Consider the following 24,909-nt stretch of genomic DNA (forward strand, 5'->3'; position numbering starts at 1 on the left):
ACACAGCGGCATTAGAGCCTGACAAAGCGCAGGGTGACGTTTCTGCTGTTGGAGCTCACCTGACAAAGGTATATGCCTTTTTTGAGCCGGGAAGGTCTGATGCTGAGCGTATGCACCGCCTGATGTGCAAACAGCATCTGACTATGTACCAGCTTACCAGATGCATCATAGAGCCGCGCTAGGGCGTTTTCCTGCTGCCAGGTTTCATCCATCCGCAGCACAATAGGCTCTTCCGAAACCGGGTTGGTGATGCTGATACCAGCCGCCAGTTCGTCCGCCATACCTGTTACAAGCCGGCTATAAGTCGGAATACCGTAACCGATAGTATTGTTGGGGTTGTTGTAATTATTACCTAACTGGCGCATCAATTCCAGCAACTCCATATTGGTGAGCTTCGGGCGTGCCTGCCAGATGCAGGCGACCATACCTGCCATGATCGGTCCTGAGAAAGAGGTGCCACTGGAGCGGCCTAAGTTACCTGAAGAAGACAGCACGTATACCTGCTGCCCCATCGCCACTACATCCGGTTTTAGCCTTTGATCTGCCGTAGGTCCAACGGAGCTGAAGAGTGCATGCACCGCGAGCGAATCCACAGCTCCTACGGTGAGGACAGAGTCGGCATCGGCAGGTGCTGAAATATAGCGCCAAGCTTTGTTGCCCTCGTTGCCAGCACTCGTCACCACCAGCATACCGGTGGCAGCAGCCAAGTCGGCGGCGCGGGTAATGATAGTGGTGTTGCCATTAAGTTCGCTGTAGGTATAGCTGTAAGAAGGTGCATCGAACAAGGTATAGCCGAGCGAAGAGTTAATTACATCCACCCCGGCACTGTCAGCAAACTCGGCGGCTAGCAGCCAGTTCACCTCCTCAATGTTATGCTCGGTAGCCGCATCTTCTGTCCGGAACAGGTAATAGTCGGCTTTAGGGGCCGTGCCTACGATGCGGCCCGGTTCATAGGCGGCCATCGTCGACAGCACCGAAGTGCCGTGCTGACTGTGTCCGTAAACATCTGTCTTTTTGCCAACAAAATCATAGGTTCCTTTTAACTGCCCATTCTGGAAAAGGTGTGAGAAAGCATTAATACTGTTCACCCCTGGAAAGCCCGCATCGAACACGGCGATGGTAATGCCTTCGCCCTGGTAGCCAGCCGCGTGCAGCTCAGGTATACCCAGCATGTTGGATTGGTGGAAGGAAGGGCCGAAATAAGAAGCATCAAAAGAAGTGCTGGCAAGCTTCAGACTGTCGTTGGATTGGGTGCCTTTTTTGCCAGATGCTGAAGTTGGTAAGCGGTTAAGCTGCTGTGCTCCTTTTACAAAAGCGAGTGTTTGCAACTCGGCCAGTTTTTCAGGAGAGCACTGCACGACCGCCGCATTGAACCAGCGTGAGGTATAGAGCACCTTCGCACCCTTGGCCTTCAGGCCGCTCACATATGTGGGATTAACCGGCAGGTCACGAACAGAAAGCGCTATACCCTGCTTGCTCCGGCGTTCGATGGCCTTGGCAGAAAGGTATAGCGCTGGTTGTGCTACCGAAAAAGGAGAGTTGTTCTTGTCTGTAAAATAGATCAGGTGCTTCTGCTCTGCGCCGCCGCTACCCTGCGCCTTTGCAAAAGGAGCTAGTAACAGGAGCCAGACAAACAGTGCCAGAAAACGCATAAGCCTTAGAGTTTACCGTGTTCGATTAAGATTTCCTCTCGTTCGTGGCCATCCTGTTTATAATTATCCCCGTTGGGACAATTGTCTGACGAGCAGGGTGATAAATTTACGCGATTAAATATTCTATAGACTAATCCAATTCCTTGAGCATATTTTTCACTCCTCTCATCTATTTTTATCGAGCTTTCAGAAATGACTGGTTTAACTGTGATAGTTTTAACATATTCATTTCCATTTAACTGGAAAGATTCTCCGACATTACTATAGATGTAAGTTTCTTTCAATTCATAAAATTTGTTAGCCGAATCGACTACAACTTTATTATTGTAGGCATCCATCTCCCATTTGAAATTCTCTTTAACAGGAAAAACAAGTTTTACGTACTTTGTATTATCTTTTGTAGTCAACACCATGCGCTCTGTCTTAGCAACGGTCATCACAGAGTCATCTAACCAAGCAGAATGCTCGTTATTCCTTTTTGAGCGAACAACCTTATAAACAAGCTGACCTGTTTGGTCATAAAAACTTGTATCTACCCTCTCTCGCAATTGAAAACGCGTCGTATCTCCTACATTATCAGAAAACCATATATTAGTAACATTATACACCCGGTACTGCCCTATCTCCAGCGGATAATAGTCGTAGCCCATCGCCTGCGGGTCGGGGTCCTTGTATTTACTTTCGCAGCCAGCCACAAAAGCGGTCAGCACAACCAGGAGCAAAAGGGCTCTTCTCATTATTGCAACACGTTCAGGTTATAGTCTGTGTTAAAGTTCGTCTCGATCCAGCCACCACCAATTACGTCGTTGCCTTCGTAAAACACGGCAGCCTGACCAGGAGCGATTGCATGCACCCCTCTCAGGAAATGCACCTTCATTTTATCGCCTTCCTGCTCAATAATGGCCTCTGTACCTGGGTCGTTATACCTCACCTTTGTAATCGTAGGTATAGGCTGACCGATCAGATTCTCGTACTTCACCATGTTGAGCTTGCCCACGGTCATGGCGTTCTTGGCCAGATCTTCGTAGTTACCCAGCACCACACGGTTTTCATCTTTTTCAATACGGGTTACATAGGCCGGGAAACCAAGCGCTATACCCAAGCCCTTGCGCTGCCCAATGGTATAGAACGGATATCCTTCGTGCTTACCCACAACAGTGCCATCCTCTAGTACAAACTCTCCGCCTGCTACACGTTCTTCCAAACCTTCTACACGACGCTTCAGGAAGCTGCGGTAGTCGTTGTCAGGTATGAAGCAGATCTCATAAGACTCCGGTTTGTTCACCAGTTCGGTGAAGCCACGGTCCATCGCCATCTGGCGAATTACGGTCTTGCGCAGGCCTCCCAGCGGGAATATCGTGCGGGCCAAGCTCTTCTGAGAAATGCCCCACAGAGCATAAGACTGATCCTTGCTCTCGTCCAGACCTTTGGAGATCACATAACGTCCGTTTTCTTCACGGATATTGGCATAGTGCCCGGTAGCTATAAAATCACAACCCAGCTGGTCAGCGCGACGCAGCAAGGCATCCCATTTAATGTGTGTGTTACACAGTACGCATGGGTTGGGCGTACGACCAGCTATGTATTCGTCTGTGAAGTGGTTAATCACAAAATCACCAAACTCTTCGCGTATGTCTATGATATAGTGCGGGAAGCCAAGCTGCACCGCGATGTTGCGGGCATCATTAATCGAGTCAAGGCTGCAGCAACCGGTTTCCTTCTTGCTGGCACCGCTCGATGCGTAGTCCCATGTCTTCATGGTCATCCCCACCACTTCATAGCCCTGCTCATGCAACATCACAGCCGCGACGGAGCTGTCAATGCCGCCGCTCATGGCTACCAATACCCTTCCTAACTTACTCATTTATCTTCAGAATTGTAATTCGAAATGCTATAATTTTACTACAAAGATAGTAACATCGGGGCACTAATAAAGATTCAGCCGGGCAAATATTGTAGCGACAACAATTTGGAAAGAAACGGTGCGTTAAAAAAAACATTGAAAAATATGGCATCATACCCGATTTGGGACTTACTTTGGAATAAAATAAGATAAACAGAACCGAAACGGTTCTAAAAAGATAGACTGCTATGGGCTTACGGACCTCTGTTATAGTAAATGGTATAAACAATCTGAGTGATGCTCGTTATTGCGCCGGCATGGGCGTTGATGTTATCAGCTTTAACCTGAAACTGGATGATAAGGAGCGAATGACTTCTGAAACGCTGAAGGAAATTGTAGGCTGGGTATCTGGTGTGAAACTGGCCGGCGAGTTCGAACGTGCCAAGCCCGACATTATCAACCAGTACGCCGATGACTTCGGTCTGGATTACATTCAATTGGATACCCCCTACCTGATCGACGAAATCGAAGAGATCAACCGTCCGGTTATTCAGAAGGTGTTTATCAATAAAGATACGGTAGAAAGTGAGCTATTAGAAATGATGGAGCTCTACAGTCCGTCTGTTGACAGCTTCCTGATCTATTCATCGGATTTTGATAACATAGACGATACTAACATCAAATTCCTTAAGAACCTGGCCAAGCGCTTCCAAGTATACCTGGGTTTCGGAGTTCACCGCCATAACATCAACACCGTCCTGAAAGAGATCAAACCTGCCGGCATCGGGTTGCGCGGTGGTCACGAGATCAAGCCCGGACTTAAGGATTTCGACGAATTGCAGGAGATCTTCGAAGAAATAGAGGAAAACTAAGGAGTTAGAGAGTTAAGATGTAGAGACTTTCGTGCAGGTATAGGTTGCAGTTTAATCATTCATACGAAACTGAACTTTCAACTTCTTAGATCAGATCTGCTATATCTTGAACCGAGCCCGAATATTCATTCTTATATAATGAAGACGGCCCGCTATACACAGGTATAGCGGGCCGTTCAGTTTTGCATCAGGTATGTTTATACCTGAAGGCTATACCTTGAACTGTAGGTATTTAATAGTAACTCCCTCAGCCAGGTAGCGTTTCTCGTAAGTGGTGTAGATGCCCATGGTATGCTCTTGCAAGTCGGACAGGTATAGGTTGTCGGTAAAGAGAAGGTCTTTCGGATTACGCTCCTGCAATAATTCCAAGGTATAGTCAAAGAGCATCTGATTGTCGGTCTTCAAGTGCAGGATCCCGCCAGGCTTTAGAATTTTTGCATAAAGATCGAGGAACCGAGGCGATGTGAGACGACGCTTGATGTCGCGGTCCTTCGGACGTGGATCCGGGAAGGTAACCCAAATCTCGTCCACCTCACCTTCAGCAAAGTTATCCTCCAGATTCTCGATAAAAGTGCGCAGAAAAGCGACATTATCCAGATCCTCCTCCTCCGCCAGCGAACTGCCCTTCCAGATGCGCGCCCCTTTGATGTCGAGCCCCAGGAAGTTTTTGTCAGGATAAAGACGGGCCATCCCCACGGTATACTCCCCGCGTCCGCAGCCAATCTCCAGGATCAAGGGATTATCATTCTCAAAAAACTCGTCCCGCCACTTGCCCTTCAACTGACCATACAGTTCTCCTTCCGGTTCAATTACATTTTCACGCTCCGCTATGGCGGCAAACTTTGCTAATTTACTTCTTCCCATTTCTTATAATTCGTCAATCTCTGCGACCACAAAGGTACTACCTCCAATAAATATTACCTCATCCGGTTTCGCATTTTGCCTGGCCGCCGCGATGGCTTCGCTAACAGTCGTATAGGCATCGCCTTTTAGTCCAACCCTGTCAGCTTTCTCTTTCAGTTCTCCCACAGGCAACGCACGCGGAATTTGCGCCTGACAGAAGTAATAGGTATAATCTTTCGGCAGGAGCTGAAGAATGGTGGTCATATCTTTGTCATTCACAGCTCCGAATACCAGGTGCACGTGTTTCGGCTTTAGAGTATCTAACTGAGCAAGTATTTGTTTAACACCATCCACATTATGACCTGTATCACAAATAGTTAATGGATTATAACCTAGCACCTGCCAACGACCTTTAAGGCCAGTTATGGATTTTGCTTGCGCTATACCTTGGCGAATAGCTTCGTCAGGTATAGCAAAGCCACGGTCCCGGAGCAGCAACAGGGATTTGAGCACACCGGGCAGGTTATACTGCTGGTATACCCCTGCCAGATCAGACTGGAGTGAAGGCAGCCACAAGTTATCATCCAGGTATACATCGTATACCTGTCCCTCCAGATGCTGTTCCAGCACGTGCACGCGAATGCTTTCAGTAGCGAAGTAAAGCGGAGCCTGTTCAGTAGTGGCCTTTTGCTCGAATACCTGCACGATGTCAGCTTGTTTGGTACTGATCACGGCAGGCGTGTGGGGCTTGATGATACCGGCCTTCTCCCCTGCTATTTCGGGCAGCGTATCGCCCAGCAGCGCCTGGTGGTCAAAACCGATGTTCGTGATAAGCGAAAGCTCCGGCTCAATGATATTTGTGGAGTCAAGTCGGCCACCCAGGCCCACTTCGATCACGGCTACATCTACCTGCTCATCTGCAAAATACTGAAAACCAAGGGCCACGGTCATTTCAAAAAAGGAAGGCTTCACCTGCTCAAACAGGTCCTTGTGCTGCTCTACAAAACGGATCAGGTAGTCCTGCGGCAGTTCAGTACCGTTTACACGCCCCCTTTCAGTGAAAGATTTTAGATGCGGCGAGGTATAAAGGCCTGTCTTATACCCAGCGCTCTGAAGCACAGCAGCCAGCATATGCGAGCTGCTGCCCTTGCCATTGGTGCCAGCCACATGCACCGTCTTAAACTTATGCTGAGGCTGATCAAGCGCATCGCAAAGGGCTAGAATGTTATCGAGGCTCTTCTTAAAAGCAACATTGCCGATGCGTTGAAACATCGGCAATTGCTGGTATAAGTAATCAAGACATTCTTGATAAGTCATGAAATCAATAGAAATTAGCGTGATCTTATCACAAAGGTTACCGTACCAGTAGCGCCAGTTGTGGCTCTGCTTCCTCCTATACGGCTGAAGGTTGTTTTCTGTAGCTGTTCGCGGTACCACTTCTCTACGTGAGGCGACACCGTGCTTTCCAGTCGGTCAATGCCAATCAGGTTGCCGTCAGCATCGATGCGTATGCGGAACTTCACAAAACCTGTTTCATTTTCGTAAGGGTCGCGCTTCGGAGAAATGTCATAACGCCAGCCGGCCATATCCAGACCGTCGCCACCACCACCACCACCTGGCGTGCCTTCGTAGTTCTTGGCCCCCATGATGCCTCTTGGGTCACCTTTATCACCTACTTTGTTGGCGTCGTCGCCATTGTTGTTACCAGTTGCTTCATTTGAAGTGCCGCTTTTGCCGGTGCCAGTGCTTTCAGTTGGCTTACCAGGGTATAGCGCACGTGGCTTTTCAGGCTCTGGCTTCTTCACTTCCTCCTTTGGTTTCTCCACCGGCTTCTTCACTTCCTCTTTCGGTTGTGGCTTTGGCTGGGGCTTTGCTTCTTCTTTCACGACCACAGGTGCATCAGCAGTCGTAGTCACTACTTTTGGCGTTTCAACCGGAGTTGGAGGGGTTGGCGTAGCAGCTGCAACAGGCTTCGGATCAGGTAAGGGTTCCGGCTGTGTTGGAGCAGGCTTGCTGTCCTGCACGTTCTTCGACTCATTCGGAGTGGCCTTCGACTGCACATCGCCACTGCCTACGGCATCCATGCCGAAGTCTATCTCAATGCCCATCTCCTTGTCCGGCTTACCCGGCGCCCCACTCCAAGCCAGCAGGTAGAATAAAAGCAACAGGATAATCACGTGCAAGGTTATACTTATACCTGCCGCAATTTTCCTGTTTTTCTCTTCTTCCTTATTTAATGCTATCTCCATCTCAATACTTATTATTCTGTCGGCGTTGTGGCCAGCGTTACCTTCGCGTTTAGACCTGCCGCCACACTGGCAACATTTACCAGGTACTCCACCGGAACACTCTTATCGACATGTAGTACAACCACGCCTTCTTCTGCCTTCTGCAAAAGTGCTGCCAATTGCGGCTCAAGATCTGAAAGATTGATCTCTTTGCCGTTTAAGAAATACTTTAAGTCCGGCGTGATGGTAACGTTTATTTTTTGGATGACAATGGTAGATGACTTACTTGTAGGCAAACTAACCGGTAGGCCGGTAGGCGCTACGAAGTTTGAGGTAAGCATGAAAAATATGAGCAACAGAAATATGATGTCGGTCATCGACGACATATTGAACTCTGGATTGATCTTATTTTTAGAGCGTAAATTCATGCTTAAAGTTGTGGTTCTTGTAGAAGATCAATAAACTCAATCGAAGTGTACTCCATACCGTGCACAATATTGTCGATCTTGGACACCAGGTAGTTGTACCCTACATAGGCAGGCAAACCGATAATCAAACCGGTAGCGGTTGTTACCATCGCCTGGTAAATACCAGCCGAAAGCAGCTGCGGGCTAATGGTACCCTCCGCCTGCGCAATAGCAATGAAGGCCTGAATCATACCTGTTACCGTTCCAAGAAAGCCCAGCATAGGCGCTGCACCTGCAATAGTAGCGAGGGAAGCCAGGTTTCGCTCCAGCTTGCTAATTTCGATCTTGCCTACGTTCTCGATAGAAGTCTCAATGTTTTTAAGCGGGTTACCAATGCGGCTAATGCCCTTGCCCAGCATTCTGGCTACTGGCGTGTTCGTTTGGGCGCACAGCATGCGGGCACCATTAATGTCGCCTGCCAGTACCATGCTCTTGATGCGATCGCTGAAACCATCGGGGTTTTTAGCGGCCTTCATGAGGGTGAGGTAACGCTCGAAGAAAATGTAAACAGCAGCCAGCGACAAAAGTAGCAGCGGGATCATGGCCCAACCACCCGCCATCGCCAGGTCCATCAACGAAACTGAGTTTTCCGCTGCTTCTGCACCGTCCATCAACATAGAAGTCGTATCAGCAGGAGTCGTTGTAATTTGTAAGAAGAGAGATGTCATGTTAATTATTATAAACCCAAATATTTTCTCCGAATGATTTTCTGTAGGTATTCATAGCAGCCTGCGCCTCCTCCGCCGAAGCAAAGTCCGCTACAGATACTTTAAAGAGCCTGCTGCCTTTGCCAGGCTCCAGAACTTTGGCCTCATGGCCGAACTCCGCTATCTCCTGACGGCTGAACTCCGCGTTCAGCATGCGGGCATAACCGCCCGTAATAATATAAAAACGACCATCTTTATCGCTTACCGTGGTCACTACGGGTGCCGGTGCTACTTCTTCTATAGTTGATTCAGCCTTCTCATTAACGAATTCATCTGCAGCATATTGAGCATCCTGTTCAGAAGTATTACTTGAAGTTTTGCCCCAGGCATCTGCTCCTCCCTCTATACCTGCTCCCGATGCATCCAATACATCAGTAGTAACTGGCTGTCCTAAAGTAGCTTCGTTTTGAAGAGGTATAGAAACAGTGGAAGTCTTTTCGCCCGCCAGCTCCTCGTCATTTACAAGCGAAGTCGGGTACAGGCTGCTCAGGTTATAATCCGTTTGAAGGGATAGCATGTATAAGGCCGTTCCTACCAAACCTGTCAGGGCCAGACCGGCAGCCACGTGGTAGGCGCGCTTCAGTCGGGCTTTAAAAGGTTTACTGGCCGGTGCGGGATCTGCTGCCTGGCGCTCCTTAATGAGGGTTCGCAGCACAGCCGGCTCCTCATGACGGATCGGTCTGGCGACGATCTCGGGCAGGCCGAAGCTTGCTTCCAGCAGGTTATCGCCTTCTGTGTATTCAAATACCAGCCGCTGCTCGTGGTTGTATTTGAACACGCCAATGTCCGTGAGCTCAAACCGCTGCTCACTTTCCAGACGGGTTCGTACCTCATGCACAAAAGAGACGACCAGCTGCCTGGCCTCTTCTTTTGAGCTGTTGTTGGCATAGGCGATGGTGCTGATGAGCAAACCATCGTTCAGAACCAGCTTTTCGTTGAAAGCAATTTTTTTGGACGGCGGCACCAGCGTATGCTTCACCGGATTGATCCGGGCAGGCACATAGCGCGTAATCAACCCGCCAAAATCAGGTATGATCACGCAGTCGTGATTATAGAGCAGGTGCTTGATGTGCTTTTCTACCATAGGCACTTAGAATGAATAAGAGACTCCTCCTATCAGGTTGATACTTTTGTTGGGGTAATTTACAAACCTTTCGTACTTCTGCGCAAACAAATTATTCACCATCAGGAAAGTTGTGAATCTGTTGGAGAATCTGTAGTCGGCCTTTAGGTTCAGGTCCACGATCGTATCCGTTTCCCGCAGCCCGAATGTGCCATCAGGTCGGTGAATGCGCCCGAAAGAACTCCCAATATAGTAAAGTTCTGAATTAAAGAGAATCTTATCATAGAAGTTGTAAGTGGCAAAAACGCTTGCCATCAGCTCCGGACGGTGAAATGCCTGCTCTAAGGAGGCTGTGCTATACTTGTTATAATCAGCCTTTAATCCAATGCGCAGTTCGTCTGAATAATTGAAAGTTGCCTCTCCATAAATATTCAAAACATTTGTTACGCCGTCGTCATACAACAGGTCAAACTTAGAAGAATCGCTTGCCGAGTTGTTGTAGAAGTACATGTTGCGGAAGTTCTGGTAGGCCACACGACCCGTCAGGTGTACAAAGTTAGCAATGTTGGCCTGCATACCGCCGTATACCTCCAGCCCTTTGTTCTGATCAGCCACTCGTACATTTGGCGCCAGGTATGGGTTTTCCTGCGTCAGCTGATATAAAGTAACCCTTTGAAGATCACCCCCTATACCTGCGTAAATCAACAGGTTACCCTTAACAGGCTCTACTCCTACGCGTACCGTTGGGTATACATTGAATTTGCGGGCGTCATTCACGGTATCGCCTGTGTAGGCGATGTTAGCACCGATCGAAAGCCGAATGGCATTCAATTGGCGCTCGTACTGCGGATGCACTTTGAATAAGGTACGGCTAACCGAAGCAGAGTCCTTGTGCGATACCAATGAGAGGTCAGCATCAACCTTAAAAGCAGACACATCATCCAGACCATACTCGGTATTGAGCTTAGCAGCGATGTTCGTCTCCCGCATGTCGTAGCGGTCATTCAGATAGTTCACGTTCAAACCTGCTTTGAACAGCAGCGGCATACCGGCACCATGATTGTGCATATACCCTTCGGCATTCACGCGGTTGAACACCTGGCTACCAGTTACGCGATCTTCGTTCTCCGGCATGGTATAACCGTAAAAGTGGTACTTGTCGCGACCATAGCCTAGTTTACCACCCAGGGTAAGGCCCTGCATGTACGCTTCGCCATTCAGGTTGATCGCCGAATTGGTCACAGCGGAATTCTTCCCGTCCACCGGTCCTCTGGCAGAGGTAATATGGCTGATATCCGCTCCGTAAGAAGCCGTATTGCTACGCTTGTTATGGAAGTAGCCTTTCAGGTATAGCGTACCGTAGTTGCCTATACCTGCCTTTACATAGTTACCGTACAGCTTGGTCAGTTCGTCCTGCTTGATGGTGAGCACACGCATCTGGAGGTCAACATCCTGCCCTTCTAGGCGGTAGTCATTGAAACGGTAACGCACATTGCGCTCACCCGGCTCCGGAGCAACCACGGCAAATTTCTGGTAGTTACGCGAAGCCCGCGGCAGTTCGATCTTGCGATCCTTCTCCACCACTACTTCAGAATCCTGTAGCTTAGCACCTTCGCCCCAGCCTGTTGTCTGCGCCTGGGCACTGTTCAGAAAGCTATACCCGGCACACAGTACAATCGCTGCTATGGAAGCTTTTTTCAATCTATTCTTCATGTTGCTATTTCTCTTCATGATGCATTATCGCTTTCTTCCCTTCACTGAGTCAGCCGGGGCTGTGCTGGGTGCGCCACCCAGTTTGGCCAGCTTCTGTTTTGCCTCTGCCACGATCTCCGGCACCGGTGAGTGCTCAATAACGGAGTTAAGTGTTGACGTGGCCTGGAAGGTTTCGTTCTGCGCCACATAGTTGTCAGCGATGATAAGGAAAGACTTACCCAGCCAGAAATCATAGCTGGAGAACTTCGTGTTGAAGTCAAAGGCTACATCGATCGACTCTGCATATTTTTTCTGCTTGTACAGGATCTCCGCCACTAGGTAGTGCGCTTCCGCACCATTTTCATCTGTCGCGGACGCGGATGCTTCACGCAGTTCTTTCAGGGCCTGGTCCAGATTGCCTTCGGCATAGGTCGCTTTGCCTTTGTACAGCTGCGCTGTGTTGAAGACATAGAGGGCGGAATTACCCTGGCTGATCAGCTCGTTGGCGATGCGCTTCGACGCGGCATAGTCGTTTGACAGGAAGTGGCTCTTCATCAAGCCAGTCAGAGCAGTTTGCTGCTCCCGACGGTTTGTGGCCGTGTCGCGCAGTCGGCTGTAATACTTGATCGCCTCTTCGTAGTTCTTGTTCTCAAACTCGGCGTCAGCCACTTTCTGAATCGCACGGTTCACGTACTCACTCTTGTTTTCCTCCACAACGGCTTTCATGAGCGGCAAGCCCTTGTCCGGCTGGTTCACCCGAATGTAAGAATCCGCCAGGAAGTAGTTGGCTTCGCTCACATAAGGGCTGTTCGGATAGGTCTTTAGGTAATTTTCGAGTTTAGCGACTGCCTGATCGTATTTCTCATTGAAGTAAAGTGTCTTTGAGGCTTCAAACTCAATGCTTTCAAGGGCATTGCTCTCCGGGTTCGCTGTTCTGAATTTCTCTGCATAGGTATCAAATTCTGCGCTTTGGTTCTGGGTGGCCAGCACTTCCTGCAGACTATAAAGAGAACCACTGGCAGAACGGGAGTTCGGGAATTCGTCGAGCACGCGCTTATAATCTGCCGCGGCCTCTGCATTACGGCCCAGGTTAGCATAAGCTATACCTCTCTTTTCCAAGGCATTCGGTAGCAGTCGGCTCTGCGGTCTTCCCTGGATCAGGGCCGTGAAACCAGAAACAGCTGACTGGTAGTTGCCTCCTTCAAAATCGATGATGGCACGCTGGTACATGGCCGGCTCCACGTAGCGCGACTTCTGGTACTGGCTGTACACGGTCTGCAGGCTTTGCTTGGCTGCTTCTTTGTTCCCCATCAGACTCTGTACTATACCTTTCTGGAAGTATACATAGTCTTTGTCGTTGGAATTAGAGGCCAATACTTTGTCGTAGAGCGTCAGGGCAGGTGCATACTGCTTTTTCACATAATGCAGGTCAGCCAGGCGCATCATGGCATCGTAGTGGTTCGGGTCGCTGGTGCTGGTACCGTCCACGTAGGCCTTGAAGTGCGGCATGGCTTTGTCGTACTCCTTGCTGTTGTAATAGGCATAGGCTATACCATAGCGCGACTTCATATAGTACTCAGACTTGCGGGCTTCGCTGTTTCGGAATACGGCAGCGTAGCTGTTGATAGCATCCACATAACGCTGCCCCATCGAGTAGGCCTCCCCTTTCACAAAGTGGCTGGCCGCCGTGATCTCCTTGTCATAAGGATACTGCAGTGATTTATCCAGCAAGGTAACTGCCGTCGGGAATTTACCTTCGTTGTAAAGGTTCACGCCGTACAAGTGCGTCATACGCTGATAAGTCTCCAGCATACGGTAGCTCTTGTCTGGCATATTCTCTATGTGACGGATTGCTTCTGAGTAATTATTGGAGTTGAAGTAGGCCTCTGTCAGCAGGGCGTCCACGTCTGCGGTATGCTCAGACTTAGGAAATTCCTGGTTGAAATTCTGCAGTGAATTGAATACGTCGCGGAAGTTACCCAGCTCGTAGCTTACCTGTGCAAATTTCACGGTAGCCGCTTCTGTGATCGTTTTATCCTTGTCATTCTTGCGGGCCTGGTCAAAGGCGGTGAGAGCATATTGTTTATTATCCTCGCGCAAATAGCTCAAACCTAGATAGTAAGCCGCGTTCTGTCCAAGTGCGTCCTTTTTGCTAGCTACCTCCTTGAAATTGGCAATCGCGTTTTTATAGTTACCGTTCTTGTAGTCGGTGTAGGCAATCTTGTATTGGATCACCGGGTCCAGCTTGCGCTTGCCCTGGGCATACTGGCTAAAATACTCCTCAGCTTTTTTGTATTCGGCACGCTGGTAATAAGCGTCCCCTACCAAAAGCGCGATTTCTTCTGCCTGCTGCACTTTCGGGGTTTTGGCCAATGCTGCCTCCCCGTATTTGATCACTTCGAAAATATCCTGCTCCTTATACAGTATCTCCGTGATCATATAAGGCACGATCTGCGCATAGGCCTCGTTCTTCTCAGCAATCAGAAGATCAGCCTTCGCTGCGTCGTAGTCGCCCTCGCGGTAGGAAATATAGCCGGCGTAGTAGTTAGAGGCATAAGCAAAACGGTTCTCGTCTTCTCTGAAGCCGGTCGTCTTGTTTTTGTCGAACCAGGTCTTGGCGTTTTTGAAGTCCTTAGTGGCGAAATAAGAATAGCCTAGCTTAAACTCTAGCTCTTTATTCTGCTTGATACTCAGAAGATGCGTCGGGGCGCTCTCCAGCTTCTCCACCGCCTTTTTATAGTCCTTGTTCTCGAAATAGAAAAGACCTAGTTCGTAGTTCGCCAGGGTCGTCTTTGGGTGAGCCGGGAACTTGCGGGTAAAGTTCAGGATCAGCTGCTCAGCGTCGGGGTGCAGCAGGTATAGGCCACTCAGCGCATAATAATATTGCGCGTCTGCGGTCTTGGCGTCATCTCCAATCAGGTTGATGTACTTGCGGAAGGCCTCCTGAGCTGCTCCGTATTTGGCGCGGTCAAACAACTCCACGCCTTCATGGTAGTGCTTGTCTTTTGTGGTGAACACCTGGGTGTGCTGGGCCACCGCCATGTGGCTTCCCCCAGCCAAAACCGATGCCAGCGCTACTTTATAGGCTATCTTCATATGTATCTTACTGCCCGATTACGAGCTATTCTTATGGCTTATTCTTAGAAAACAGGTATAGACGCCCGCAAGCGCCATGCCCGACAGGCAAACTCAAAGTTAATTAAAAATCGATAACCGCACGAACCACAAGCGTTAAACATCCGGCAACTAAGCACCGGAAAACACCTCACACCTCTATACAATGCCGCAGCAGCAGCAAATATTGTGCTGATCGCAGGAAATTGTGCTTAATGGGAGGTCAAAGTTCTCGGAACCGGATGCAATATCTTGAAAACCAGTTCCTTTAAAATCTCTGATTCGCTCATATCGCCGCCACTTATGCCCTTCACCTGCAGGTCGGCTACCCGGATATGGTGAATGATATCCACCACGCGCATGAGCGGAAAAACCCGCAGCGCCAGCATGTACTCTTTTACCAGGAAGCCCCGGTTGCCCAGGCTCTTCCGCACCCCAGACTCTGACTTATCAGCGGACTGGTGCAGGGTCAAAAGCTTGGTGAAAAACGTAAAGAGCAGACTCAGGTTAGGTATGAGGGGGTTATTTTTAGGATTCGCTTCAAAATACTGCACGATCCGGTTGGCCTTGAGCGCATCCTGTGCGATGAGTGCCGACTGCAGCTCAAAAATATTGTACTCCTTGCTGATGCCTACATTCTCCTGCACCACCCGCTCGTCGATCATCTGCCCGGGCTGCAAGTTGATCAACAGCTTGTCTATCTCGTTAGCCTGACGAGACAGGTCGGCGCCTATAAACTCGCTGAGGAGCAGCACTGCTTTGGGGCTGATCTGCAGGCCTTTACTCTTCACATAACCGGTAATCCAGGCAGGCACCTGGTTATCGTACAGCTTTTTGGTGGTCAGCAGCACAGCGTGTTTCTGCACCACCTTGCCCAGCGACTTACGACCATCCAGTGTTTTGTGCTTATGGCAGAATACCAGGATGGTTGAAGGCAGTGGGTTTTGCAGGTATGCCTCCAGTTGTCTGATCCCTTCTTCCCGCTCCAGGTCCACAATACTCTGCGCCTCCTTCACGATCACCACCTGCCGCTCCGACATCATCGGAAAGCGCTTGGCCTGCAACAGCACTGTGGCTACGTCTACGTCCTTGCCATATACCACCACCTGGTTGAAGCCCTTTTCGTGCTCTTGCAGCGCGTGCTTTTCTATAAAGTCAGCGATCTGGTCAATATAAAAAGGCTCCTCCCCTTGCAGAAAATACACAGGCGCAAACTGCCTTTTCTTTAATTGCTCCAAGATGCCCTCCGGGGTGTGCGACATTGTGTTAGTCAGGTATAAGGTGGTGACGGATCAGGTATACTGACACCAAATATACAGGTATCTGCGCTGCAAATGAAAGGCTCAACGACCAAAAAGGAATAAACCTCCGATATGTTCTCCTCTTCCTGCCTATTGTATAATTAAGACAGTGTATATGGGGCTCCTCTACTTGTAGCTTCAATCTTTAGGTATAGCCAGGCGCTTTAACTGGATGCAAGTGAAAAGCTTATATTAGCAGTCAAGAGAAATTCCCTGTTGCAATTTCAAAATGAAACAACAGGTATAGCTTCAGCTGTACATGGCAAGCGCTATACCTTGAGGTTGTTTTCGGAATGACTCGGTCCTAAGGGAATTACAGACCGCGAATCTGCCAACTCTTTCCTATATTTGCTCCAAACTGACGATTTTTAAGCTTACATGAATCTGATAGAAGAATTAAGATGGAGAGGCATGCTCCACGATTTCATGCCCGGTACACAAGAACAATTGGCTTCCGGTTTAACCACCGGTTATATCGGATTCGACCCGACCGCTTCCTCATTACATATTGGCAACCTGGCTACTATTATGTTGCTGGTGCACCTGCAGCGTGCCGGTCATAAGCCGATCGCGCTGGTAGGCGGTGCCACCGGCATGATCGGCGACCCATCCGGCAAATCAGCCGAGCGAAATCTGCTCGACGAAGCGACCCTGCAGGCCAACCAGGCAGGTATACGAAAGCAGCTAGAGAAATTCCTCGACTTCAACTGCGGTGAGAACGCGGCAGAGATCGTGAACAACTACGATTGGTTTAAGGAATTTAGCTTCCTGGGTTTTCTGCGTGAGGTGGGCAAGCACCTGACCGTAAACTACATGATGGCCAAAGACTCGGTGAAGAAACGCATCAGCACAGATGAAGAAGGCAACCGTGCCGAAGGCCTCTCCTTTACGGAGTTCTCTTACCAGCTTATTCAGGGCTACGACTTTTACCATCTGTACAAGAACAAGAACGTGCGTTTGCAGATGGGTGCCTCTGACCAGTGGGGAAATATCACGACGGGAACCGAACTGATACGTCGTATGGACGACGGCAAAGCCTTCGCCCTGGTAGGCAAACTGGTGACCAAATCAGATGGTACTAAATTCGGCAAGTCCGAGGGTGGTAACGTATGGCTCGACCCCACCTATACCTCCCCTTACAAGTTTTACCAGTTCTGGCTGAACCTGTCGGATGAAGAGGCTGAAAAGCTGATTAAGGTATACACGCTGCTACCTCAGGACGAGATTGAGCGCTTGACCGAAGAGCACAAACAGGCCCCTCATTTGCGTGTATTGCAAAAAGCGCTGGCTAAAGATGTTACAATTCGCGTGCATTCAGAAGAAGATTACAAATCAGCTGTCGATGCCTCTGAAATTTTATTTGGAAAAGGCGATTTAGAGACCCTTAAAGGCCTAAAAGAGGATGTTTTACTATCTGTATTCGAAGGCGTGCCGCAGATAGAGGTAAGCAGAAATAACTACGAGAGAGCGGCCACAGTAAGTGATCTGCTTTCTGACGTGACAGGAGGCCATATTTTCGAATCGAAGGGTGAGGCCAAGCGCATGATTAAGAACGGGGGCGTGAGTATCAACCGCCAGAAGATCCAGGGAACGGAAGAACCTGTAAATTACGAGCTGCTGCAGGAAAAATACCTGGTAGTGCAAAAAGGAAAGAAAAACTATTTCTTGATTTACATTAACTAATTGATAAACAGTCATTTAAAAACAAGAAAGGTGATCTTTGCAGATCACCTTTCTTGTTTTTTGGTGCTTTAAGAAGCTTATTTCTTCTCTGGAGTGCTGTTTTTCATGTCCTGAACTTCCTTACGGATGTCCTGCGCCATGTTTTTCAGGTCCTGCATGCCTTTGCGTACTCGTGTACCAGCAGCTGCATTGTTTTTGTCATAGAATTTTTCGAAGTCAGCTTCCAACGACATTACAAGGTCCTTGAGTTTGCTAAAGTTGTTGTTCATTTGAGGTGTTAATTATAGTGAAACATTTGTTTTTACTGCTCCAATATACACATTAAATGATAACATGCAAAGATTAGCAAACTTTAATATAGGCCTCCAGAGCAAATTAAACAGATACTGCTGACTTAGAGTATAGGCCTTTATCTAGTTTTTGTGCAATCTTTTCAAAAGCGTCGATTGTCTCTTTCACGTCGTCCAGGGTATGCACAGCCGTCGGGATCAGGCGAAGCATAATCACGTCTTTTGGCACAACCGGATAAACCACGATAGAGCAGAAGATGTTGTAGTTCTCACGTAGATCGAGTGTCAGCTGGGTGGCATCCGGAATCTGACCGTTCAGGAATACAGGCGTAACCGGTGACTCTGTTGTACCGATATTGAAGCCTTTTTCTCGAAGACCAGACTGCAGGGCGTGTACTACTTCCCAAAGCTTGTCCTTCAGCTCCGGCTGGGTACGCAGCAGCTCCAAACGCTTGATGGCTCCAATAGTCAATGGCATTGGCAGCGACTTAGCGAAGATCTGAGAGCGCATGTTGTAGCGCAGGTACTCTACCACTTGTTCGTTAGAAGCAACAAATGCACCTATGCTGGCCATTGATTTGGCGAATGTAGAGAAGTAAACGTCTATACCATCCTGGCAGCCTAAATGCTCACCTGTGCCGGCACCGGTCTTACCCATAGTACCAAACCCGTGCGCATCATCCACAAACAAACGGAAGTTGAATTTCTCCTTCAGCTTCACCACTTCGTCCAGCTTGCCCAGGTTACCGGACATACCGAACACACCTTCAGTGATCACCAGAATGGCACCACCTGTGTTCTCAGCCCAGCGCGTGGCACGCTCCAGTTGCTTCTCCAGGCTGGCCATATCGTTGTGCGAATACACAAAGCGCTTGCCCTGATGCAGACGAACGCCGTCAATGATACAGGCATGCGATTCGGCATCGTATACAATCACATCGTGGCGGTCAACCAGCGCATCGATAATAGACACCACTCCCTGGTAACCGAAATTCAGCAAAAGGGCATCCGGCTTCTGCACAAAATCCGCCAATTCCGACTCTAGTTGCTCATGATAATTGGTGTTGCCAGACATGATGCGGGCACCCATCGGCGTCGCCATACCCCAGGCCGCAGCGGCTTCGGCATCGGCTTTGCGCACTTCCGGGTGGTTTGCCAGGCCCAGGTAGTTGTTAAGGCTCCAGGTAAGCACCTCTTTGCCCCTGAACTTCATACGCGGGGCAATTTCCCCTTCAAGCTTTGGAAACGTGAAATAGCCATGCGCATAATGTGAGTGGCTGCCTAACGGACCTCTGTTGGTCAACAACTTTTCAAATAAATCCACCTTGTGTTTAATTAAGTTACGGGATAATTTAAGGATTTTATGTAGTAGGTTATACTATATATTCAGTTTATATTATACTGCTTGCAAATTTATGATTTTATAGATTCATAAACAATTTCTAATACAGCTCCCTCCCCTTTTTCGGCAGTTCATTTTTAAGTTTGCCTGTTATACCGTTTCTTTGAAGTAAAAATAAAGCTAAGCTGCAGCATGAGAAAAATCAACAAGATACTGGTAGCCAACCGTGGTAAAATCGCCCTGCGCGTGATGCGTTCTGCCAAAGAAATGGGTATCAGCACAGTAGCCGTCTACAGCGAGGCCGACCGTAACGCCCTGCATGTGCGATACGCTGACGAAGCTGTTTGCGTCGGTGGTCCCAAGTCAAATGAGTCCTACCTGCGGGGTGATGTGATCATCGAGGTCTGTAAACGTATGCAGGTTGATGCGATTCACCCGGGCTACGGTTTCCTTTCAGAAAACGCTAATTTTGCTCGTCAGGTGCAGGAAGCCGGTCTGATCTTTATCGGCCCTTCCCCGGAAGCCATTGAATTGATGGGAAGCAAACTGGCCGCCAAAGCTGCCGTGGCAAGGTATAAGATCCCCATGGTGCCGGGCACGGAGGAAGCCATAACCGATGTTGAAGAGGCCAAAGTGATCGCCTCAAACGTTGGATTCCCCATCCTGATCAAAGCCAGCGCCGGTGGTGGTGGCAAAGGGATGCGCGTGGTGGAAAGCGTAGAGGTGTTCGAAGAACAGATGAAACTGGCTGTCAGCGAAGCGACTTCTGCTTTTGGCGATGGTTCGGTCTTTATTGAAAAATACATTGGTTCTCCGCGCCATATCGAAATACAGGTGCTGGGCGATACGCACGGCAACATTGTGCATCTGTTTGAGCGCGAATGCTCCATCCAGCGCCGTCACCAGAAAGTGATCGAGGAAGCGCCTTCTGCAGTCCTCACGCCCGAGCTTCGAGATGAAATGGGCCGCTGCGCCGTGGACGTGGCCAGAGCCTGCGACTATGTAGGAGCTGGCACGGTAGAGTTCCTGGTGGATGAGAACCTGAACTTCTATTTCCTGGAGATGAACACCCGTCTGCAAGTAGAGCACCCGGTTACCGAGCAGATCACGGGCCTGGACCTGGTGAAAGAGCAGATTCTGATCGCCGAGGGCAAACCGCTCCACTTCCGCCAGGAGGATCTGCAAATAAACGGACATGCGCTGGAACTGCGGGTATACGCGGAAGACCCGGCCAACAACTTCCTGCCAGACATCGGTCGCCTGGAAACCTACGTGCGCCCACAGGGCCTTGGCGTACGCGTGGACGATGGCTTTGAGCAAGGGATGGATATCCCGATCTACTATGACCCGATGATAGCGAAACTGGTGACTTTTGGTAAAGATCGTCAGGAAGCGATCGAGAAAATGCTGCGGGCGATTGACGAGTATAAGATCACAGGTATAGAGACCACGCTTCCTTTTGGCAAATTTGTGCTGCAGCATGAGGCCTTCGTTTCTGGTAACTTCGACACCAAATTCATTGAGCGCTATTTTACCCCTAGCGTACTGGAGGCTAAGCCAACTGAGGATGCGGAAGAGATTTCGGCTGTATTGGCGGCAATGCTATTGGGTAATAACAAATCTAAAGTGAGCACGACAAGCAGCGGCACACAGAGCGGAACTGTTTCTAACTGGCGAAAAAACAGGGTATAAGCAGGTATAGCTTGGTCATAAAATACCAGAAGGGGCCGGTCATTAGACCGGCCCCTTCTGTTTATGTTCTATTCAAAAAATTAAACCAGATCAAAAAGGCTGCGAACCCCTACCTGTTTGGCTGAGGAAAAGCCCTCGCCAAAGGTTACGCCAATGGCATGACCATACTCCCGGGCGCGGGCTTCTATGAAATCCAGAAACTCAGGTGAGGAAATATAAGTGTTAGGTGAACTGTCGTCAGGGTTGTAAAACTGCGTTCGGAATGCCCGGATGGTTTCAAGTTTTTTCTCCCAGTAAGGCGTTACATCCATCACAAAGTCAGGCTTGATGTACCGGTCCTGTATGAAATTGTAAGTTGCCTTCGGGCGCCAAGCCTGCTGCTCCAATCCATCGTCCCCCAAGGTTTTAATCATTTTGAGTCCGGCCAGAAAACAGGCCTCCGCCACTACTGCCGCACCGCGTCCGTGGTCCGGATGACGGTCGTGCAGGGCATTCATCAGCACAATATCAGGTTGGTACTGGCGTACTTTGCGCACGATCTGCAACTGGTGCTCTTTGTCATTTGCGAAAAAACCGTCTGCAAAGTTCAGGTTGTCACGCACGGAAAGTCCCATGATCCGGGCGGCGTCCTCTGCTTCTGCCAGGCGCTCTTCCGGTGTGCCGCGCGTGCCAAGTTCTCCACGTGTCAGGTCTACCACCCCGGCGCTTTTACCGGCGGCGATATGGGCAATGAGAGTACCGGCACAGCCAAGCTCTACATCATCCGGGTGTGCGGCAAAGGCAAGTATATCTAACTTCATTAACAATTGCTTTCTTATTTGATTCGGAGCGAACGTCCCACCTTCAGAGTCGTACGCGTGCTGATCCCGTTCAGTTTAGTGATTTGGCTGACAGAAACGCCATACCGCTTGGCTATACCTGACAGCGTATCGCCGCTTCGCACCTTATGGTAGCTTGATTTACGCGAGCCGCCGCTGCTGCTCTTCGACTTGTTGTAATAGTTGAATAAGGCTGACGTGATGACGAAGCTTTGCCCCTTAAGCAGATAGTCAGGAAAATCGTACATCAACTCCGGGTCCAGGGGATTGCCCTGATAGCGCACCTCGTAGTGCAGGTGCGGACCCGAGCTACGGCCGGTGCTGCCGCCTAGTCCTATTACTTCCCCCGCCTTCACAAACTGGCCGGTCTCCGCAATGGTCCTGCTCATGTGGCCATAAAGCGTTTCCAAGCCATTGTAATGGCGCAACACGATGTAGTTGCCATATCCACCGCCGTCCCACTTGTTGATACGTACCACCCCGTCAAAAGCAGCGTAAATAGAGTCACCGGTGTCAAGGTCGATGTCTGTGCCATAGTGCCAGCGATACCCTCTGTGACCGAAACGACTGGTCACAGGCGTTTTCTCCAAGGGCATTTTGTAATCGCGCTTGACTCTTGGGTCATACAGGGTAATATCCACTGTGTCTTTCAACTGGCGGCCATCCATGCGGTAGGGATTGATGTTTCGGGTATCCCATATGGCATAGTAACCTGCAATCTTGATCCAGGTAGAGTCGATCAGCACTTCCTCTGATACCTCTACAATATGCTGCTCCCCTAAGTCAAGTTCAGACGTGTCTTCACTGACGATGGACAGCTGTTTCTTTGGGTTGAAGAAAATAGACTTGCCAGCATCCGAATCATCCTCCGGAAACTCTTCATACTTGATCAAAATGGTGGTGTCAGGTCGTACATAATCTATTTTAGGCGACTTTACCTTAAAAAGATCTTTGACCTTACCCTGAGCAAAGGCACTGCCCGTCCCGGAAACGAGACAGAGCAAAAAGAGTGCAATCGTAAGGGGTGCTTTATACTTTAGCATTGTATTGAATATTAGGCGGAGCAGATTTATTAAGCTTAATGTCGCAAAACTAACTACCGCCTCGCCATTTTATTGTGGTCATCTCCCGCCACGTCTGAACAAATTATGCCTGACAGGTATAACCTACTGGTAAATTTAGTGCAAATCCTGCGCAGACAGATAGCGTTCTGCGTCAAGAGCGGCCATGCAACCTGAGCCGGCTGCCGTTACGGCTTGTCGGTAAGTAAAGTCCTGCACATCGCCGCAGGCAAACACACCGTCTATATTGGTTTTGCTCGTGCCCGGTATCGTACGGATATACCCATTCTCATCCAGGTTCAGGTAGTCAGCAAAAATACCGGAGTTTGGCTGATGCCCAATCGCCACGAAAAATCCCTTCACCGGAATCTCGCGCAGTTCATCTGTGAGCACATTGCGCACACGTACTCCTTCTACTGCGTCTTCACCCAGAATGTCGTCCGTTACTGAATTCCAAAGGATCTCAATGTTTTTGGTTTTCTTTACGCGTTCCTGCATGATGGTAGAGGCACGCATTTCGTCACGGCGAACGATCATGTATACCTTGCTGCAGATGTTGGCAAGGTAAGTTGCTTCTTCAGCGGCCGTGTCGCCGGCGCCCACAATCGCCACATCCTGTCCGCGGTAGAAGAAACCATCACAAACAGCACAGGCACTTACCCCGCTGCCATTCAGACGGGCTTCTGACTCCATACCCAGCCATTTGGCCGATGCACCGGTAGAAATGATCACGGTATGCGCTTCGATCACTTTCTGGTCGTCGATGGTTACCTTATGCGGCTGAGAAGAAAAATTCACGGCTGTCGCGATGCCATACCTGACATCAGTTCCAAAACGCTCTGACTGACGCTTGAAGTCCTCCATCATCTGGGGGCCGTTGATGCCATCAGGGTAACCAGGGTAATTCTCTACGTCATTGGTAATGGTGAGCTGGCCGCCAGGCTGCAATCCCTGGTAGAGCACAGGGTTAAGTCCGGCACGGGAAGCATAGATAGCTGCTGTATAACCAGCGGGGCCTGATCCAATGATCAGGCATTTTACTTTTTCTATTTCCATGTTATGTGAGGCTTATTCGAAATTGGTTGCAAGTATACAAAAAATATGATGCTCTGCCTGCATACTTCCTGTGTTAATTAGCACAAACCCGGCAGACAGCAGGCTTCTTCCGCTAGAAATGCAAAGAGCCCTGGACCTTACGGACAGGGCTCTTTGCAATGATTTTATGGGCTTAACCGAGGTAAGGCTTCAGTGCTTTGCTTCTGGAAGTATGACGCAGTCTGCGGATAGCTTTCTCCTTGATCTGGCGAACACGCTCGCGGGTCAGGTTGAACTTCTCACCTATCTCCTCCAGCGTCAGTGAATGCTCACCGTTCAGACCAAAGTATAGCGTGATTACGTCGGCCTCCCGTTTGGTAAGGGTAGACAGGGCGCGCTGTACTTCTTTGCGAAGCGAGTCGTTCATCAGACCTGTATCAGGTGATTCTTCGTCTTCGTTCTCCAGCACATCCAGCAGGCGGTTTTCCTCACCCTGTACAAATGGCGCGTCCACTGATACGTGGCGACCAGAGATTTTGAGTGTGTCAACCACCTCAGCGGTCGTCAGTTCAAGCACCTCAGCGATCTCCTCCGGAGAAGGCTCACGCTCGAACTTCTGCTCCAGTTCAGAGAATGACTTAGAAATTTTGTTAAGAGAACCAACACGGTTCAGCGGCAGACGCACAATACGAGACTGCTCGGCCAATGCCTGCAGAATAGACTGACGGATCCACCAAACTGCATATGAGATAAATTTAAAACCCCTTGTTTCATCGAAACGCTTGGCAGCTTTGATCAGACCCAGGTTCCCTTCGTTGATAAGGTCGCCTAGTGACAGACCCTGGTTCTGGTACTGCTTGGCCACCGACACAACGAAACGCAGGTTGGCTTTGGTTAACTTCTCAAGTGCAAACTGATCTCCCTCTTTGATTCTCTGAGCAAGCGATACCTCCTCATCCGGTGTAAGCAAATCGACTTTACCAATCTCCTGAAGGTACTTGTCCAGCGACTGGCTTTCGCGGTTGGTGATCTGTTTGCTTATCTTGAGTTGTCTCATCAGAGTATATTGTTATAACAAAAAAATGTGAAAATCTTAATTCCGGGCTCGGAGTGGTAACATCAGAAAATCGCGCAAAGTTCTTACATTTTAAGAATAAAATCAAGAAGCATTTACGCCACGACAAAACGTAATACTCCTGATGCTAC

General features: G+C 49.3%; 21 protein-coding genes. 3 read left to right on the forward strand and 18 right to left on the reverse strand.

Features of this window, described 5'->3' with window-relative positions; genetic code table 11:
* Window positions 1-11: 11 nt before the first annotated feature.
* From AC4QZR_RS08550 to mnmA, 3 genes are read right to left on the reverse strand one after another with little or no spacing between them, the layout of a single operon-like run.
* Entirely contained in the window at window positions 12-1,652 is a 1,641-nt protein-coding gene (locus AC4QZR_RS08550; RefSeq protein ID WP_494480535.1) for a S8 family serine peptidase, read from the reverse strand.
* Between the two features lie 5 nt (window positions 1,653-1,657).
* Window positions 1,658-2,389 (reverse strand): hypothetical protein, encoded by a 732-nt coding sequence (locus AC4QZR_RS08555; RefSeq protein WP_494480536.1) that lies wholly within the window; start codon window positions 2,387-2,389, stop codon window positions 1,658-1,660.
* Window positions 2,389-3,516 (reverse strand): tRNA 2-thiouridine(34) synthase MnmA, encoded by a 1,128-nt coding sequence (gene mnmA, locus AC4QZR_RS08560; RefSeq protein ID WP_494480537.1) that lies wholly within the window; start codon window positions 3,514-3,516, stop codon window positions 2,389-2,391. Before mnmA ends, AC4QZR_RS08555 begins: the two co-directional genes overlap by 1 nt.
* Window positions 3,517-3,743: 227 nt before the next feature.
* On the opposite strand from mnmA, the gene trpF reads away from it, so the two are divergent.
* The gene (gene trpF, locus AC4QZR_RS08565) at window positions 3,744-4,367 is read left to right on the forward strand and encodes a phosphoribosylanthranilate isomerase (RefSeq protein WP_494480538.1); all 624 of its coding nucleotides are present in this window, start codon (window positions 3,744-3,746) and stop codon (window positions 4,365-4,367) included.
* A 210-nt stretch (window positions 4,368-4,577) separates the two neighbouring features.
* Here the strand turns inward: trpF and trmB are convergent, their stop codons facing one another.
* The 9 genes from trmB to holA form a co-directional block, all read right to left on the reverse strand.
* Window positions 4,578-5,231, reverse strand: coding sequence for a tRNA (guanosine(46)-N7)-methyltransferase TrmB (gene trmB, locus AC4QZR_RS08570; protein ID WP_494480539.1), 654 nt, complete (start codon window positions 5,229-5,231; stop codon window positions 4,578-4,580).
* A 3-nt stretch (window positions 5,232-5,234) separates the two neighbouring features.
* Window positions 5,235-6,482 carry a bifunctional folylpolyglutamate synthase/dihydrofolate synthase gene (locus AC4QZR_RS08575; protein ID WP_494480540.1) on the reverse strand — a complete coding sequence of 416 codons (1,248 nt, stop codon included), beginning with the start codon at window positions 6,480-6,482 and terminating at the stop codon, window positions 5,235-5,237.
* A gap of 59 nt (window positions 6,483-6,541) precedes the next feature.
* Window positions 6,542-7,459 carry a hypothetical protein gene (locus tag AC4QZR_RS08580; RefSeq protein ID WP_494480541.1) on the reverse strand — a complete coding sequence of 306 codons (918 nt, stop codon included), beginning with the start codon at window positions 7,457-7,459 and terminating at the stop codon, window positions 6,542-6,544.
* A gap of 11 nt (window positions 7,460-7,470) precedes the next feature.
* Window positions 7,471-7,866: an ExbD/TolR family protein gene (locus AC4QZR_RS08585; RefSeq protein WP_253405859.1), complete on the reverse strand. Its 396-nt coding sequence runs from the start codon at window positions 7,864-7,866 to the stop codon at window positions 7,471-7,473.
* 2 nt (window positions 7,867-7,868) lie between these two features.
* Window positions 7,869-8,522, reverse strand: a complete 654-nt coding sequence (locus AC4QZR_RS08590; RefSeq protein WP_494480887.1) for a MotA/TolQ/ExbB proton channel family protein — start codon at window positions 8,520-8,522, stop codon at window positions 7,869-7,871.
* Between the two features lie 52 nt (window positions 8,523-8,574).
* The gene (locus AC4QZR_RS08595) at window positions 8,575-9,696 is read right to left on the reverse strand and encodes an HU domain-containing protein (protein ID WP_494480542.1); all 1,122 of its coding nucleotides are present in this window, start codon (window positions 9,694-9,696) and stop codon (window positions 8,575-8,577) included.
* A 6-nt stretch (window positions 9,697-9,702) separates the two neighbouring features.
* Window positions 9,703-11,388, reverse strand: coding sequence for a TonB-dependent receptor (locus tag AC4QZR_RS08600; protein WP_494480543.1), 1,686 nt, complete (start codon window positions 11,386-11,388; stop codon window positions 9,703-9,705).
* A 24-nt stretch (window positions 11,389-11,412) separates the two neighbouring features.
* Entirely contained in the window at window positions 11,413-14,463 is a 3,051-nt protein-coding gene (locus AC4QZR_RS08605; RefSeq protein WP_494480544.1) for a tetratricopeptide repeat protein, read from the reverse strand.
* 230 nt (window positions 14,464-14,693) lie between these two features.
* Window positions 14,694-15,743, reverse strand: a complete 1,050-nt coding sequence (holA, locus tag AC4QZR_RS08610; protein ID WP_494480545.1) for a DNA polymerase III subunit delta — start codon at window positions 15,741-15,743, stop codon at window positions 14,694-14,696.
* Between the two features lie 417 nt (window positions 15,744-16,160).
* On the opposite strand from holA, the gene tyrS reads away from it, so the two are divergent.
* On the forward strand, window positions 16,161-17,465 hold the full coding sequence (gene tyrS, locus AC4QZR_RS08615) for a tyrosine--tRNA ligase (RefSeq protein ID WP_494480546.1): 1,305 nt from the start codon (window positions 16,161-16,163) through the stop codon (window positions 17,463-17,465).
* A gap of 77 nt (window positions 17,466-17,542) precedes the next feature.
* Here tyrS and AC4QZR_RS08620 read toward each other — a convergent pair whose 3' ends face one another.
* Both AC4QZR_RS08620 and AC4QZR_RS08625 read right to left on the reverse strand, forming a co-directional pair.
* The gene (locus tag AC4QZR_RS08620) at window positions 17,543-17,734 is read right to left on the reverse strand and encodes a BF3379 family histone-like protein (RefSeq protein ID WP_116543523.1); all 192 of its coding nucleotides are present in this window, start codon (window positions 17,732-17,734) and stop codon (window positions 17,543-17,545) included.
* A gap of 106 nt (window positions 17,735-17,840) precedes the next feature.
* Window positions 17,841-19,079 carry an aminotransferase class I/II-fold pyridoxal phosphate-dependent enzyme gene (locus AC4QZR_RS08625; protein ID WP_188499620.1) on the reverse strand — a complete coding sequence of 413 codons (1,239 nt, stop codon included), beginning with the start codon at window positions 19,077-19,079 and terminating at the stop codon, window positions 17,841-17,843.
* A 210-nt stretch (window positions 19,080-19,289) separates the two neighbouring features.
* On the opposite strand from AC4QZR_RS08625, the gene accC reads away from it, so the two are divergent.
* The gene (gene accC, locus AC4QZR_RS08630; RefSeq protein WP_494480547.1) at window positions 19,290-20,789 is read left to right on the forward strand and encodes an acetyl-CoA carboxylase biotin carboxylase subunit; all 1,500 of its coding nucleotides are present in this window, start codon (window positions 19,290-19,292) and stop codon (window positions 20,787-20,789) included.
* An 80-nt stretch (window positions 20,790-20,869) separates the two neighbouring features.
* Here accC and bshB1 read toward each other — a convergent pair whose 3' ends face one another.
* From bshB1 to AC4QZR_RS08650, 4 genes are all read right to left on the reverse strand, one after another.
* Entirely contained in the window at window positions 20,870-21,589 is a 720-nt protein-coding gene (gene bshB1 / locus AC4QZR_RS08635; RefSeq protein WP_494480548.1) for a bacillithiol biosynthesis deacetylase BshB1, read from the reverse strand.
* Window positions 21,590-21,603: 14 nt separating this feature from the next.
* The gene (locus AC4QZR_RS08640) at window positions 21,604-22,650 is read right to left on the reverse strand and encodes a peptidoglycan DD-metalloendopeptidase family protein (RefSeq protein WP_494480549.1); all 1,047 of its coding nucleotides are present in this window, start codon (window positions 22,648-22,650) and stop codon (window positions 21,604-21,606) included.
* A 135-nt stretch (window positions 22,651-22,785) separates the two neighbouring features.
* The gene (gene trxB, locus AC4QZR_RS08645; protein WP_494480550.1) at window positions 22,786-23,724 is read right to left on the reverse strand and encodes a thioredoxin-disulfide reductase; all 939 of its coding nucleotides are present in this window, start codon (window positions 23,722-23,724) and stop codon (window positions 22,786-22,788) included.
* A gap of 172 nt (window positions 23,725-23,896) precedes the next feature.
* Window positions 23,897-24,760, reverse strand: a complete 864-nt coding sequence (locus tag AC4QZR_RS08650; RefSeq protein ID WP_007656436.1) for a sigma-70 family RNA polymerase sigma factor — start codon at window positions 24,758-24,760, stop codon at window positions 23,897-23,899.
* Window positions 24,761-24,909 lie beyond the last annotated feature (149 nt).

The organism is Pontibacter sp. YIM B11418 (assembly GCF_059278805.1).

What these genes read in the sequence shown, in the direction of transcription:
- AC4QZR_RS08605 (WP_494480544.1), bottom strand. Translation starts at nt 14,463, where the DNA reads ATGAAGATAGCCTATAAAGTAGCGCTGGCATCGGTTTTGGCTGGGGGA.
- AC4QZR_RS08575 (WP_494480540.1), bottom strand. Translation starts at nt 6,482, where the DNA reads ATGTTTCAACGCATCGGCAATGTTGCTTTTAAGAAGAGCCTCGATAAC.
- bshB1 (WP_494480548.1), bottom strand. Translation starts at nt 21,589, where the DNA reads ATGAAGTTAGATATACTTGCCTTTGCCGCACACCCGGATGATGTAGAG.
- trxB (WP_494480550.1), bottom strand. Translation starts at nt 23,724, where the DNA reads ATGGAAATAGAAAAAGTAAAATGCCTGATCATTGGATCAGGCCCCGCT.
- AC4QZR_RS08650 (WP_007656436.1), bottom strand. Translation starts at nt 24,760, where the DNA reads ATGAGACAACTCAAGATAAGCAAACAGATCACCAACCGCGAAAGCCAG.
- trmB (WP_494480539.1), bottom strand. Translation starts at nt 5,231, where the DNA reads ATGGGAAGAAGTAAATTAGCAAAGTTTGCCGCCATAGCGGAGCGTGAA.
- AC4QZR_RS08600 (WP_494480543.1), bottom strand. Translation starts at nt 11,388, where the DNA reads ATGAAGAATAGATTGAAAAAAGCTTCCATAGCAGCGATTGTACTGTGT.
- mnmA (WP_494480537.1), bottom strand. Translation starts at nt 3,516, where the DNA reads ATGAGTAAGTTAGGAAGGGTATTGGTAGCCATGAGCGGCGGCATTGAC.
- AC4QZR_RS08620 (WP_116543523.1), bottom strand. Translation starts at nt 17,734, where the DNA reads ATGAACAACAACTTTAGCAAACTCAAGGACCTTGTAATGTCGTTGGAA.
- accC (WP_494480547.1), top strand. Translation starts at nt 19,290, where the DNA reads ATGAGAAAAATCAACAAGATACTGGTAGCCAACCGTGGTAAAATCGCC.
- AC4QZR_RS08555 (WP_494480536.1), bottom strand. Translation starts at nt 2,389, where the DNA reads ATGAGAAGAGCCCTTTTGCTCCTGGTTGTGCTGACCGCTTTTGTGGCT.
- holA (WP_494480545.1), bottom strand. Translation starts at nt 15,743, where the DNA reads ATGTCGCACACCCCGGAGGGCATCTTGGAGCAATTAAAGAAAAGGCAG.
- AC4QZR_RS08595 (WP_494480542.1), bottom strand. Translation starts at nt 9,696, where the DNA reads ATGGTAGAAAAGCACATCAAGCACCTGCTCTATAATCACGACTGCGTG.
- AC4QZR_RS08585 (WP_253405859.1), bottom strand. Translation starts at nt 7,866, where the DNA reads ATGAATTTACGCTCTAAAAATAAGATCAATCCAGAGTTCAATATGTCG.
- AC4QZR_RS08640 (WP_494480549.1), bottom strand. Translation starts at nt 22,650, where the DNA reads ATGCTAAAGTATAAAGCACCCCTTACGATTGCACTCTTTTTGCTCTGT.
- AC4QZR_RS08550 (WP_494480535.1), bottom strand. Translation starts at nt 1,652, where the DNA reads ATGCGTTTTCTGGCACTGTTTGTCTGGCTCCTGTTACTAGCTCCTTTT.
- trpF (WP_494480538.1), top strand. Translation starts at nt 3,744, where the DNA reads ATGGGCTTACGGACCTCTGTTATAGTAAATGGTATAAACAATCTGAGT.
- AC4QZR_RS08590 (WP_494480887.1), bottom strand. Translation starts at nt 8,522, where the DNA reads ATGTTGATGGACGGTGCAGAAGCAGCGGAAAACTCAGTTTCGTTGATG.
- AC4QZR_RS08580 (WP_494480541.1), bottom strand. Translation starts at nt 7,459, where the DNA reads ATGGAGATAGCATTAAATAAGGAAGAAGAGAAAAACAGGAAAATTGCG.
- tyrS (WP_494480546.1), top strand. Translation starts at nt 16,161, where the DNA reads ATGAATCTGATAGAAGAATTAAGATGGAGAGGCATGCTCCACGATTTC.